Source organism: Allobosea robiniae (assembly GCF_900102525.1).
GTDB classification, from domain to species: domain Bacteria; phylum Pseudomonadota; class Alphaproteobacteria; order Rhizobiales; family Beijerinckiaceae; genus Allobosea; species Allobosea robiniae.
In genome coordinates, this window is sequence record NZ_FNBZ01000004.1 from 492,666 (window position 1) to 505,384 (window position 12,719).

Genomic DNA, 12,719 nt, shown 5'->3' on the forward strand with positions numbered 1-12,719 from the left:
CAAGCATTTTCGACGGGAGCTTATGCCGGTGCAGGTTACTATTGGTCCTCGGCCAAGGGTGAAGGTCCGCTTTGAGGCGCTTGTTGAACATCAGGAACTGGCGCATGCTGCTCTTTCTGCCGGTTCAAAACCTTCGGAGCGGCATGCCAGCCTGCGCACCTTGCGCGAGACAGGTCGTGGCGGCTGCGCGGCAACCGAGGTCGAGTGCCTGGGCGAGTTCGAGACCTTCGTCCAGCGCCATCGCGACGGCGCCGACGAACGTATCGCCGGCTCCCGTGGTATCGACCGGCTCGATACGCGGCGCCGGCACATGGATCGTCTCGCCAGCGGGCGTATAGGCGAAGGCACCTTCCGCGCTGGCCGTGACGATACAATTGGTGGCAGTGCTCCGACTGAGGCCGCCTGGTCCCGTGCTAGGCTGCTCGAGGATAGCGGCAATATCGGCCGCCTCATGCTCGTTGACGACAAGGACCTCGCTGGCCGCGAGCAGTGCGGAGGCGGCGGCGGCGCTGAAGCCGTCCGGCACCGGCGCGCAGTTCCAGATCACCCGGCCGCCGGATCGTTGGACACGCTGGGCAAGCGCTAGCGATTGGGCGAACGGCACCTCCATTTGCAGCACCAGCGTCGTGCTGGCCGTCAGCATAGCATCCGGCACATCAGCCGCGTTGAGTTGGAGATTGGCACCGCTGGCGACCGTGATCGCGTTCTCCGCGCGCGTCGACGGTGATGAACGCACAGCCGGTCGGGGCTGTGCCGATGCGGACCAGATCGACCGCGACGCCATTGGTGACGAGGTCATCGGTCGACTCCCGGCCAAAGCTGTCATCACCGATGCAGGCTGCCAAGGCGACCCGCCCGGTGACCGAGAGGCGTGCGGCGGCCACGGCCTGGTTGGCTCCCTTGCCGCCGAAATGGCGGTCATAGAATGACGCAAGCATCGTTCTGCCGGGCCCCGGAATGGCGGCGACCCGCGCCACCAGATCGACATTCACCGAGCCGAAAACCAGGATCATCGCGTGGCTGTCCCGTCTCAGCCTTCGGCGTCCATCTGGTGCAGCTTCTCGACCCGACGGCGGAAATCCTCGTCGGTCGAGAATTCGGCGGCGAGATAGGACGAGATCAGGTCGCTGGCGAGCCAGGGGCCGACGATCTTGGCGCCGATGCACATCACGTTGACGTCGTCATGCTCGACGCTCTGATGGGCGGAATGGATGTCGTGGCAGACGGCCGCCCTGATGCCCTTCATCTTGTTGGCGGCGATCGAGGCGCCGACGCCGGTGCCGCAGACCATGATGCCTCGCTGCGCCTCGCCGGACGTGACCTTGCGGGCGACCTCGCGGGCGATGTCGGGGAAGTCGACCGGCTTGTCGTCATGGGAGCCGACATCGACGACCTCGTGGCCCAGCGATTTGATGTGGTCGATGACGTGCTGCTTGAGGGACCAGCCGGCGTGGTCGGAGCCGATGACGAGGCGCATGGGATGTCCTGTTGGTTGGAGCAAAGCGCCGGCGCCCCTGTCGGGCGCCGGCGGGAAACGGTTCAGCCGCGCATGTCTGCAGGCAGTTCGGTACCGTGGAATTTCTTGTAAATCGCGTTGAGCTTGCCGTTCTTGAGGTTCTGCTGGACCCAGGCGTCGAGCTTCTCCAGCAGCTTGGGCTCGCCCTTCTTGACGCCGATGGCGAGGTCGAAATTGGTGATCGAAACCTTGGGCTCGAAGGCGCGCGCCGGCGCCTTGACGCCGATCTGCGAGACGATCGTCGCCGAAGTCGCTACGCAGTCGGCCTGGCCGGACACGGCCGCCGTGACCATGGTCGCGTCGTCCTCATAACGCGAGAGCGTGAGGTTGCGCTCCTTCATGTTGGTCAGCGTCGTGTCCTGCGTGGTTCCGCGCGAGACCGCGATCGTCTTGCCCTTCAGGTCGTCCCAGCTCTTCACGTCGAGCGACTTCAGGCAGCCCACCACCGATTGCAGCGCGGCATAGGGCTTGGAGAAGTCGATGACCTTGGCACGCTCGGGCGTGACCGACAGTGTTGAGATGATGATGTCGGCCTTGTTGGTCTGGACATTGGGGATGCGGGTCGCGCCGGTGGTCTGGACGAATTCGAGCTGCAGCCCCCAGTCCTTGGCGAGGAGCTCGGCGGTCTCGACATCCGAGCCGGTCGGCTTCATCGCGCCGTCGATCATGCCGGAGGGCGGGATCGCAAGGTCGGTGGCGATGCGGATCTTGCCGGCCTTGGTGATGTCGTCGAGCAAATCGGCGCGGGCGGCCTGGCTGGCGCAGGCCAGCGCCGTCATGCCGAGCAGGGCAAGCGTGAGAGAGCGTTTCATCCTTGGTTTCCTTCCCGTTTTTGGCTGTTAGAGCCCCGTTCCGACGAACTGGGCGAGTTCCGGCGTTGCCGGTCCGGAAAGGATCGAGGCACTTCCGGCCTCGTGGACCCTTCCGGCGTGCATGAACACCACCTGGTCGGCGATGCCCCGTGCAAACCCCATCTCATGGGTGACCATGACCATGGTCATGCCATCCGCCGCGAGCCGCTCGATGACCTTGAGCACCTCGCCGGTCAGCTCCGGATCGAGCGCGGAGGTGACCTCGTCGAACAGCATCACCTTGGGCTGCATGGCGAGTGAGCGCGCGATCGCCGCGCGCTGCTGCTGGCCGCCGGAGAGCTGCTCGGGATAGGCGTCGAGCTTCTCGGAGAGGCCGACTTTCGCGAGCATGGCCTTTGCAAGCTCGCGGGCCGCAGGCTTCTTCATGCCCTTCACCGAGACCGGCGCGAGCGTGATGTTCTGCTCGATCGTGAGATGCGGAAACAGGTTGTAGCTCTGGAAGACGATGCCGACGTCCTGCCTGAGCGCCCTGAGATCGACATCGGCGGCATCGACGCGGTGATCGCAGACGCGGATCTCGCCGGAATCGATCTTCTCGAAGCGGTCGATGCAGCGCAGCGCGGTGCTCTTCCCGGAGCCGGAGCGGCCGATCAGCACCAGAACGTCGCCGCGCTCGACGGTGAAGCTGACGCCGTCCAGTACCTTGAGGGAGCCGAAGCTCTTATGGACCTTGTCGAGGACGACGATGGGGCGTTCGATGACGATGCGTTCCTGGTTCATGGCTTTCGGTCTCGTCATGCCGGCATCAGCTTCGCCCGGCCGACGCCCATTCGACGCTCAAGACGCCGGCTGAGGAGCGAGATCGGGAAGCAGAGCGCGAAGTAGATGAGGGCGATGATCGCGTAGATCAGGAAGGGCTCGAACAGCGAGTTGTTGATGATCTGGCCGGAGCGGGCGAGCTCGACGAAACCCACGACCGACGCCAGCGACGTGTTCTTGATGATCTGCACCATGAAGCCGACGGTCGGCGGCGTGGCGATGCGCATCGCCTGGGGCAGTATGACCTTGAGCATCCGCTGCGTACGGCTCAGGCCCAGGCCCTCGGCCGCCTCCCATTGGGGACGGGGCACGGCCTGGATGCACCCGCGCCAGATCTCGCCGAAATAGGCGCCGACATAGATCGTCAGCGAGGCCCCAGCCGCCCAGAGCGGCGTGATCCGCAAGCCGAGCGCCGAAAGCCCGAAATAGCCGAGGAACATGATCACCAGCAGCGGCGTGCCCTGCACGAGCTGCACATAGGCGCCGCTGAGCAGCCGCACCGCCTTGCGCGGCGAGACGCGGGCGAGCGCGATCAGGAAGCCGACGAGCCCGCCGCCGATCAGCGCGATGGCGGAGAGCCCGATGGTCCAGAGCGCGCCCTGGCCGAGGAAGAGGAGATGGTTCGCGTTGAGGGTGCCGCCCATGATCACCCCCTTAAAGCGGCGTGCCGAGGCGCCGCTGGCGCGGGAAGAGGACCTGCCCCAACACCCAGAAGGCGGCACGCAGGACGAGCGAGAGCGCGATGTAGGCAAGCGCGACGAGGATATAGGTCTCGAACGCGCGATAGGTGTCGGACTGGACGTAATTGGCGACCGCCGTCAGCTCCTCCGCCGAGATCTGCGACGTGACCGAGGAAGCCAGCATCAGCAGCACGAACTGGCTGGTCAGCGAGGGATAGACCTTCTCGATCGCCGGCAGCAGGATGACGTGCCAGTAGATCTGGACGCGCGAGAGTGCGAGGCCTTCGGCCGCCTCGATCTGCCCGGGCGGGATCGCCTCGAAACCGGCCCGCATGATCTCGGCGGTATAGGCGCCGACATTGATCGCGAGCGCCGCCGCCGCGACCGAAAAGGCCGAGAATTTGAAGCCGATGCTGGCGAGGCCGAAATAGACCAGGAAGATCTGGACGAGCAGCGGCGTGTTGCGGATCGTCTCGACATAACCGGCGCAGAGCCCGGCGATGAAGCGGTTGCTGCTGCCGCGGCCGATGGCGCAGAAGGTGCCGATCGCGCCGCCGATCAGGATCGCCATCAAGGCGAGCTGCAACGTCATCACCGCGCCGTCGGCGAAGAGCGGCCAGCGCTCCAGAACCACGGAGAAGTCGAGATCGAGACCCATCGCCGCCGTCAGGCCCGGTTCGTCATGCGGTCATAGACCTTGAACAGCGCCTGATTGCCGTTTCCGCCCTCGCCATGGGCGCGGGCCTCGATGTACTGGCTGGTGACGAGCGCGGTGCCGGGCAGGGGCACGGAGAGCGCCTGCGCCTGTTCCTGCACGAGGCGCAGGTCCTTCAGCATCAGGTCGATGCGGAAGCCGGCTGATGCATCTCCGGCGATCATGGCGGGCCCGAGCTTGTCGAGCATCCAGGACGCCGCCGATCCTCCCATCAGCACTGATCGCATCTGATCGAGATCGACACCGGAGGCGCGTGCCAGCGCGATGGCCTCGCAGACACCCTGGAGATTGATCCCGCAGATCAGCTGGTTGCAGAGCTTCACCGCCTGGCCGGCGCCGGACGCACCGACATGCGTGATGGTCGTGCCCATGCCGCGGAAGAAGGGCTCGGCCCTGGCGAAGGCGTCAGCCTCGCCGCCGGCCATGATCGTCAGCGTCGCATTCTTCGCACCGATCGGACCGCCCGAGACCGGTGCATCGATGAAGTCGGTGCCCGCCACTTTGAGATCGGCCTGCATCCTGCGGACGGCAACCGGCGAGATTGTGCTCATATCGACGATCAGGCGACCACGCGGAGGCGAGGCCAGGAGACCGGACTCGCCATAGATCACGTCCTCGACCTGGGGCGTGTCGGGCAGCATGGTGATCGCGATATCGGCACCCGCCGCCGCATCTGCCGGGCTCTTTGCCGGCCTTGCGCCCTCCGCCGCCAGCGCGGCCACCGCGTCCCCGACGATGTCGAAGACGGCGACGTGGTGTCCCGCCTTCAGGAGATTGCGCACCATCTCGCGCCCCATCGTGCCGAGGCCGATGAAGCCGACGCTGCCCGTCTTGTTCTGTCCCATGTCCTGTTCTCTCGGCCTTGCGTGTGGAATCCGGGACGTCAGGTTCCCTGCGCGCTGCGCGCCTCGACCCTGTCGCCCTCGCCGGTGACGGCCCGGCGCCGATACTCGTCGCCGATCGCGAAATGGCGCCGCAGCGTCACCTCGGCACGATCGGCATCGCGCGAAACGATGGTGTCGAAAACGCGCTTGTGGTCGTCGATCAGGTAGCTCTTCATCGAGCTGAATTGCTGGACGAGCTCGCGGCGGCTGCGATGCGAGCGCGCCAGCAGCGTCGACATGGATTCATGCAACACCGCCAGCGTCGGCGAGCGCGATGCCAGCACGATGGCACGGTGAAAGTCGAAGTCGGCGGAGCCGCCTGCGTCGGCGTCGTCAATCGTCTCGCCGATCCGGACGAGCGCGCGTTGCAGCCGCTCGAAATCGGCGATGGTGGCGCGCTCGCAGGCCAGGCGCACGGCCTGGCACTCGATCGCGATGCGCGCCTCCATCACATCGTCGATGAGGTCGGCCTGCTGGGCAAGGGCGAGCGTGAAGAAGTCCTTCAACATCGAGGCGTCGGGCCGCTTCACGATGGTGCCGACGCGCTCGCGGATCTCGATGATGCCGAGCATGTGCAGGGCGCGTAGTGCCTCGCGCACGATCGGCCGGCTCACGCCGAGCTGGAGCGCCAGTTCTCGTTCGGCCATGAGCCGCTCGCCTTGCTTCAACGTACCGTCGAGCAGCCGCTCCCGCAGATAGACGAAGACGCGCTCGAACCCCGACGCGCTGTCGGCATCTTGAGTTTCCATCCCTGAAACCATTCTTCTTCGTTCTGGTAAGACCAGTACGATGACCAGAGAAACGAGTCAATGACATGCGGCATTGCAGCCAGTGCGTCCGCGAATTGGTTTGAGTCGAGACGCGTCAGCGCGAAGAGGGTACCAAGCGAGCTCGTGCCGACGTCAGCCGCGGCCGCGGATGTCCAGAGGCTGGTTCATGATCCGAAGGCCGCTCTCGCAATGATACGGCTAGATCGCTCAAATGGCAGGCTGCTCGGCGAACGTCCGGTTGCTGGCCGAGCGCCAACGTCTGGTTCTGGCGCATCTCACCCGGAAGGAGGATGGTGCTTTTTGGCCCCTTCCCGACTCTGGATACGTTCGGTTTCTGGCAATCCTTCCGGCAGCTTTACGGTAAGGCCGGACCAATCGAGACTAACTACACAAGATGCCTTTTCGCCGAAACCGCAGGGGTGAGCTTGTAGCCTGGGCCGTCTCGCGTGAGTGCTTCCTGCCTGGATGCCCCTCGCGATGAACTGACCTTGTTCGCAGCGAATCCACTGATCTCGATGAGCATCCTCTAACCGGTCTGGCTATGCTGACCACCCGGACGCGAGATGCCGGCTAGCGCCTCGCCCGCTTCGCCATTGGTGGCGGCGGTGGTCGCATCGCTGAGCGCCAGGATGCCGACCAGTCGTTTGTCGCGATCGATGACCGGTAGGCGGCGCACCTGAATATCCGCCATATTCTGCAGGACCTCGTCGATCTCCTGATCAGCGAAGCAGTACCTGACCGCATGGCTCATGATCTCGCTGACCTTGGTCAGTGGGGCCTTCCCTTCGGCGACGCCGCGAATGGCAATGTCGCGATCGGTGATCATGCCCATCAAACGATCGTCATCCCCGACCGGCAACATGCCGACGTCGAGCCCGGCCATCAGCCTGGCGGCCTGCTGAATGGTTTCCTGCGGATTGGCTACGCAGACTTCCCGCGTCATCAGATCGCTGACTCGCATCGCGGGCCTCCTGGACTGTTGGTTGGATGATGCCGGCGCTCAAACCTGAGAGCGCCGCATCGATTGTCGCTGCTTGTGGAACAGCGTGCGTTCCCTCTGGTTCCCGGGTTTCATCATCACTCGCCCCAAGAATCATCAGCCTGGGTCGCTTTCTGCCCGGCCCCTCGGCTTACGTGACCGCGACAATTCCGGCGCGTGAGGCAGTTTCCAGGGCCTGGCGAAAAGCGGATTGCAGCGAGGATTTCACCTTCCAGATCTGGTGACCGTCTGCCGATTGTGACCTCGTTCTGGAACTGTGCCCAGTCCGCAATGGTTTGCTGGTTGTGTCTGGGTCATTCCAGGAGGACGAAACCATGAAGAGATTAGCTCTGATCGCCGTACTGAGCATGATCCCAGCACTTGCCTTCGCGCAAAATCCACAGGGCGCTCGCGGCGGAGCCGCTGGAGGAGCTGCAGCAGGCGCCGTGGGCGGCGCTATTGTTGGCGGCCCTGTCGGGGCTGTGGTCGGTGGTGTTGGCGGAGCGGTGGCGGGCGGTATCGTCGGCGACAATACACCCCGCTTCCGGGAATATGTCGTCGAACAGCGCGTCCCGTCCTATTCCTACGACGAAGACCTGCGTGTCGGAGCCGTGCTTCCTCAACGCGGCGTGGTCTATCACCGCGTACCGGCGGAGTACGGCGTGAGGAAGCAGTATCGGTACACGGTCGTGAATGAGCGACCGGTCCTGGTCGAGCCGCGCACGCGCCGGGTTGTCCAGATCATCGAGTAGCAAGCCAAAGCCCGCCACCTCAGTGTGGCGGGCGCCTTGCCTTTGCGCCTCCCGGGACAACGAGCAAACAGATGCTGAGGCCGATCTCGACATACCGGATAGTTCGGGCCGCTGTTGCCGTGGTGGCCGTCCTCGCGGTGGCTGGCAACGCTCGGGCCCTGACGGCCGACGAGATCAATCGAGCTGATATGCCGACGTCCAGCAATGCCAGGAAAGCAAAGCCAGCCGCCGCCCTCGTCAAGATGCAGACGCTGCTGGCGCGTCAGGGCATTTCCCCCGGCGAGATCGATGGGATGGACGGCGAGAACTATCGCAAGGCCATCGCGCAATACCGCCGCCGCGAGAATCTCGGCTCCGGCGATGTCGTCGACGAAGCGACATGGCGCGCCCTCGGCGGCGACAGAAGCCAGGATATCGTCATCTCCTACTCGGTGGCGAAGGCGGATGCGCGCTACGTCTTCTCGAAACCCATCCCGCGCGATTATGCCCGACAGGCCCGGATGCGGCGCCTTGCCTATAGCAGCGCCCCGGAAATGTTCGCCGAGCGCTTCAGGATGGGAAAGGGCTTGTTTCGCGCTCTCAATCCGCGTGCGCATTACCGCGTTGCGGGTACGGCGCTTCAGGTCATCGCAGCCGAGCGCGCCGTGCCCGGCGCGGAAGCGACATTGATCAAAGCCGACAAGCGAACGGGCATCGTCGCCGCCTATGGATCGCAGGGCGAGATGATCGCGAGCTACCCGGCCACCATCGGGAGCAGCGATACGCCATCGCCCGAAGGCGAGTACCAGGTTGCTCGCATCGTCCGGCAGCCCACCTATCACTACGATCCGGTCAAGAATTTCCAGCAGGGCCGTAATACCCGCAGGCTCGTGCTTCCCCGCGGCCCGAACAATCCTGTTGGCAGCATCTGGATCGGGCTCTCCAAGCCGACATTCGGCATCCATGGGACGCCGGAGCCATCCCGGATTGGGAAAGCTTCGTCGCATGGCTGCGTGCGGCTGACGAACTGGGATGCGGAGGACCTCGCCAGGATGGTGAAGCCCGGCACTGTCGTCCGCTTCACCGAGTAGCGTCCGGCTACCTCGTGGCTGGCCATTGGCTGCACCTTTGGATCCGCCCAGCACGGAGGCTTGTGCTCGGGAGCGCCGCCGTCGTCGCTCCAGATTGATTGCCGCGAAATCCTCGTCGAACGGCTGCCAAATCGCCGCCCTCCACTCGCCAAAGAGCCGCACTCCCGGTCCGCTATTGCCATCCAGCGTGCCGTCGGCGGAGGTGCAGAACCGTATGCTCTGGCTGAGCTTCATAGCCGGACCATACCGCAGTCGGATGGCCGGCGACAGGGTGGTCTGGTGGCCTGTTCAGCCGGGTTATGCTGCAATACGAAAACCGGATCGTGGCTTTTCGGCCCGCAGACAAGGTCCGCTTCCTGGCATCGTCTCAACGCCCGCAAATGTGAAGGGTTTCGGACGCCGGCCCGTGCCGGCAGGTTCGGACCGGGCTGAGGGGCGGCGTCCGAAAGCATCCCGTGGAAACCGCGGCCCGACGCTGTGCGCTATGGAGATTTTGCCGCGCGGCCTGGTCGGCGGAATCGTGCAAGGCGTGGATCGGAGGCGCGATGCGCCAACCGAAATGCCAGGGAGCCGGTGGTCGGATGCTCATGGGACGTATCCGGGCCCGTCACAATCTCCATTTCCGCGATCGGGCCGAACGGGATCGCCCGCTCTCTGGCCGACGACGGCGCTGGCCAATCTGGATATCGCCGTGGCGCCGTCTTCATGATGTATCAATCCTGAAGACGGCGAGGACGGTGCCTGGCGCGAAGCGCTCGACGAGAATCATGCGGCCGCCGCAGCTTGGGCTAGTTGGTCTCCGCTCATCGACCTGATCGGATTGATCGGCTGAGATCTCGGCTTCACGATCTGCCGCCGTGGCAACCGGTAGCGCGTGCAATCCCGCCCTCTTGGGCGGGATCCGTTGATCCGAGATCCCGCAGTGACGCGACGCAATGGCGGAAATGTCCATGTCTTTGTCATACCTGCCGACCGCTCTCGTCAGTAGGCTAAGTGAACGAGACCTCGAGCTGGCGAGCGGCTTTTTTGCGTGCCGATGTCGAATCCGGCGGAGCTCATTCGTCGTCGTTACACGGGGCCTTTGGCGCCTGACCAACGCGGAGAGGCAAGAGCACATGCAACCTCGGGACCGCTACCAACTCCGACAATTCGTCTTCTTCAGCCTTCTCGGGTTGCTAGGCTGCCACGCCCCAGCCTTGGCTGAGGTGCCCGCGGAATGGCAGGGCAAATGGTCGAGCCATTCTGGACGATGCGAGCCGGTCAGTGGCGAGGTCGAAGTGCTGACGATCACAGCGGCCGATCTCGGATTTTACGAGGTCGGTTGCGAGCTGGGCAAGGCGACCCGCTCGGGAAAGAGCCTGAGGTTCGACGCGCGGTGCTACAAGGGCGGTAGCCCCGTCACGCCAGGCAAAGTCGTTCTGCGACGGCATGCCGCCAAAGAGATTGACCTCACGCTGGAGGGTTTCTCCTGGATCGCAGCGAAACCGCAGCGTTTTCAGCGATGCTGACCGGAGCCGCTCTCAGCAACCGGAGGAGGAGATGATGCCGCGCTTCGCAATCGGGATGATCTGGGCGCTTGGGTTGGCTGCCGTGGCTTTGCCGCTGCTGGACTTCGACGATCAGGTCCGCGCAGCGCCCGAAGCCGACCTTACCGCCCTCTGCGCCCGTCTAGGCAATGACGACAGCATTCGGGACTACGATCCCGCACTTCGCGCGCGCACGGCCTCGGCATTCAGGAAGCTGTTTCCCAACGCCAAAAGTGGGCCGGATGGAGATTCCTGGCAAACGCAGGCCCAGTACCGCTGCATGAACGGCAAGGTCATGGTCTGCTTCGTGGGCGCGAACCTGCCCTGCACCAAAATGAACGCGCAGCGCGACAATCCCGGCGCCGACATGTTCTGCCGGGACAATCCCGACGCAGGGAGCGTTCCAGCCTATGCGATCGGCCATGACAGCATCCACGCCTATCGGTGTCGCAACGGGAAGACAGAGGTGACGGGCACCACGCGGCAACTCGACCAGAGGGGCTTCGCCAAGGATCTTTGGACCGAATTGCCGGCTCGGTAGGCCGATAGCCGCCGGCATGTTGATGAGGAGAAGGCGATGACCGAGATCGTTTCCGAGATCATGCTGTCGATCGATGGCGCGGCGCGGGGCGAGAAGTCGCCGGCCTATTACGGATACACGGGGCCGGAATTCATGGCATGGCTGGCGCAGAAGAGCGCGCAGCCGAATCGCACCCTGATCGGCCGCAAGACCCTTGATGCCTTGAGCGGCGTCCCCGAGGCTTATCAGGACGACGATTATCGCAAGATGACCAAAAACCCCGGTTGGGTCGTCTCCTCCACGCTCGGCAGCGCGGGCTGGCCGGGGCTGATCGTGCTGGGTTCCGGCTTTCTCGATACGATCCGCGCAGAGCGCGCCGGCCAAGATGCTGAAATCCGGACGATGGGAAGCCTGTCCATCGTCCGTCAGCTTCTTGCGGCGAACCTGCTGGACCGGTTGCGCCTGATCTATTGCCCGCTGATCCTACCGCAGTCCGGCGTCGAGCCCTTTTTCAAGGGGATGCTGGACCAGAAGTTCAAGCTCGAGGATCACCGGATTCTTGATGGCGAGGTTGTTGTGCTCGACTACCGGCCCGATGGCGCGCCGCATTATGCGTAATGGCGCGGAGTCCGCGGTGATGACTTGATGGCCGTTTGCCCCGGCCGGATCGGACCGTCTGCAGGCCGCTCATGCCGCCGTTATCGCCGCTGCCGCAGCCCCTGAAAGGAGGCAAGACAATGCCCAAGTTCGTCACGATCGGATATGGCGACCGAGCCGGCTACGACCGCACGCCCCAGTCGCTCAGAGACGCCGCGCACGTCCAGGACGCAAAACTGCGGTCCGAAGGCGCCGTGATGGGGATCGCCGGCACGCCGGTTCAGGTCCGCAATCCCGAGGCGCGCAACGTAGAAACTCGTGATGGACCCTTCATGTCGTCAGCGTTGCCGATCGCGGGATTCGCCATCATCGAGGCCACCGACCTGGCCGGCGCCATCGAGAAGGTTTCACTCGTGCCATGCGCAGTTGCGTACGGCGTCGTCGAAGTCTGGCCGTTGAAAGAGACGCCGTGATCCGCACCAGCGGGGGTCGCTGATGCCTGGTTTCGCGGCGTCTCCCGATCGCGGCGACCGCTCATTCTTCGGATGTCCACACAGGAGCGAACGAGACACCGCGAAGGCCGGAGCCGCGGACCTGCTCAACGAAACGACCGGTGACATAGACGGCTGAGGCCCGCCGCGGCAGCTTGAAGATCTCGGCGGTTCCGATGACGTCCCTTTTGAAGACATGCCGCTCGATATCGAGGATGTCTCCGTCATCGAAATAGACGATGCCGGATTTCTCCCTGTCGAGGACATCGAGGACGGTGGTGACGTTGAACAGCCAGACGTTTTCGCCCTTCAGCGGCAGAAGCTGTCCATATTGAGCCAAGACCGGTGCCAGAGCATCCACGGCGGGCTTTTTCAGGATCGGCGCATGCTCGCCCAGCCAGGGGAAATCGGAGTAGCTCGGTTCCTCAGCCCCTTGCTCCGCCTCGACCATCCGCATCACAGGGGAAGCCCAATCCTGGATGGCACGCCCATCCATCGCAAAGAAGGTTTCGAAATCCGCGCCGTCGACGGGAAAAATCCATTCCTGATCTTCCAAGACGGCGAACTTGTAAATCGTCATCGGCATGG

At 64.2% G+C, this 12,719-nt stretch carries 15 protein-coding genes and 2 pseudogenes; 6 read left to right on the forward strand and 11 right to left on the reverse strand.

From position 1 onward, the window contains the following. Positions 1-124 precede the first annotated feature (124 nt). From BLQ70_RS14205 to BLQ70_RS14245, 9 genes and pseudogenes are all read right to left on the reverse strand, one after another. Positions 125-1,013: pseudogene (locus BLQ70_RS14205) on the reverse strand (ribokinase). Positions 1,014-1,030: 17 nt separating this feature from the next. Further along, the gene (rpiB, locus tag BLQ70_RS14210) at positions 1,031-1,477 is read right to left on the reverse strand and encodes a ribose 5-phosphate isomerase B (protein WP_091857576.1); all 447 of its coding nucleotides are present in this window, start codon (positions 1,475-1,477) and stop codon (positions 1,031-1,033) included. A gap of 62 nt (positions 1,478-1,539) precedes the next feature. Then, entirely contained in the window at positions 1,540-2,295 is a 756-nt protein-coding gene (locus BLQ70_RS14215) for a transporter substrate-binding domain-containing protein (RefSeq protein WP_244512026.1), read from the reverse strand. 60 nt (positions 2,296-2,355) lie between these two features. After that, positions 2,356-3,108: an amino acid ABC transporter ATP-binding protein gene (locus tag BLQ70_RS14220; RefSeq protein ID WP_091857580.1), complete on the reverse strand. Its 753-nt coding sequence runs from the start codon at positions 3,106-3,108 to the stop codon at positions 2,356-2,358. Positions 3,109-3,122: 14 nt separating this feature from the next. Continuing rightward, entirely contained in the window at positions 3,123-3,791 is a 669-nt protein-coding gene (locus BLQ70_RS14225; protein WP_091857582.1) for an amino acid ABC transporter permease, read from the reverse strand. Positions 3,792-3,801: 10 nt separating this feature from the next. Beyond that, entirely contained in the window at positions 3,802-4,485 is a 684-nt protein-coding gene (locus BLQ70_RS14230; protein WP_091857584.1) for an amino acid ABC transporter permease, read from the reverse strand. An 8-nt stretch (positions 4,486-4,493) separates the two neighbouring features. Then, positions 4,494-5,417 (reverse strand): NAD(P)-dependent oxidoreductase, encoded by a 924-nt coding sequence (locus tag BLQ70_RS14235; RefSeq protein WP_244512027.1) that lies wholly within the window; start codon positions 5,415-5,417, stop codon positions 4,494-4,496. 8 nt (positions 5,418-5,425) lie between these two features. Then, a complete protein-coding gene (locus BLQ70_RS14240; RefSeq protein WP_244512019.1) occupies positions 5,426-6,175 on the reverse strand; it encodes a FadR/GntR family transcriptional regulator in 750 nt (249 codons plus the stop codon). Positions 6,176-6,722: 547 nt separating this feature from the next. Continuing rightward, a complete protein-coding gene (locus tag BLQ70_RS14245) occupies positions 6,723-7,157 on the reverse strand; it encodes a CBS domain-containing protein (RefSeq protein ID WP_091857590.1) in 435 nt (144 codons plus the stop codon). A gap of 353 nt (positions 7,158-7,510) precedes the next feature. Here BLQ70_RS14245 and BLQ70_RS14250 point away from each other — a divergent pair, with 353 nt between their 5' ends. After that, the gene (locus BLQ70_RS14250) at positions 7,511-7,927 is read left to right on the forward strand and encodes a DUF1236 domain-containing protein (protein ID WP_082617690.1); all 417 of its coding nucleotides are present in this window, start codon (positions 7,511-7,513) and stop codon (positions 7,925-7,927) included. 188 nt (positions 7,928-8,115) lie between these two features. Continuing rightward, the gene (locus tag BLQ70_RS14255; RefSeq protein ID WP_170843414.1) at positions 8,116-8,997 is read left to right on the forward strand and encodes a L,D-transpeptidase family protein; all 882 of its coding nucleotides are present in this window, start codon (positions 8,116-8,118) and stop codon (positions 8,995-8,997) included. Between the two features lie 703 nt (positions 8,998-9,700). On the opposite strand, the pseudogene BLQ70_RS26245 reads toward BLQ70_RS14255, so the two are convergent. Next, a pseudogene (locus BLQ70_RS26245) lies at positions 9,701-9,865 on the reverse strand (IS91 family transposase); the annotation flags it as partial. Positions 9,866-10,112: 247 nt separating this feature from the next. On the opposite strand from BLQ70_RS26245, the gene BLQ70_RS14260 reads away from it, so the two are divergent. The 4 genes from BLQ70_RS14260 to BLQ70_RS14275 all read left to right on the forward strand — a co-directional run bounded on the left by BLQ70_RS14260 (position 10,113) and on the right by BLQ70_RS14275 (position 12,113). Continuing rightward, positions 10,113-10,505, forward strand: a complete 393-nt coding sequence (locus tag BLQ70_RS14260) for a hypothetical protein (protein ID WP_139163547.1) — start codon at positions 10,113-10,115, stop codon at positions 10,503-10,505. A 31-nt stretch (positions 10,506-10,536) separates the two neighbouring features. Then, a complete protein-coding gene (locus BLQ70_RS14265) occupies positions 10,537-11,064 on the forward strand; it encodes a hypothetical protein (RefSeq protein WP_091857596.1) in 528 nt (175 codons plus the stop codon). A gap of 36 nt (positions 11,065-11,100) precedes the next feature. Next, complete coding sequence (locus BLQ70_RS14270) at positions 11,101-11,661, forward strand: dihydrofolate reductase family protein (protein WP_091857598.1); 561 nt, start codon at positions 11,101-11,103, stop codon at positions 11,659-11,661. A gap of 119 nt (positions 11,662-11,780) precedes the next feature. Continuing rightward, complete coding sequence (locus BLQ70_RS14275; RefSeq protein ID WP_091857600.1) at positions 11,781-12,113, forward strand: YciI family protein; 333 nt, start codon at positions 11,781-11,783, stop codon at positions 12,111-12,113. Positions 12,114-12,174: 61 nt separating this feature from the next. Here BLQ70_RS14275 and BLQ70_RS14280 read toward each other — a convergent pair whose 3' ends face one another. Next, on the reverse strand, positions 12,175-12,717 hold the full coding sequence (locus BLQ70_RS14280) for an imm11 family protein (RefSeq protein ID WP_091857605.1): 543 nt from the start codon (positions 12,715-12,717) through the stop codon (positions 12,175-12,177). Positions 12,718-12,719: the final 2 nt, after the last annotated feature.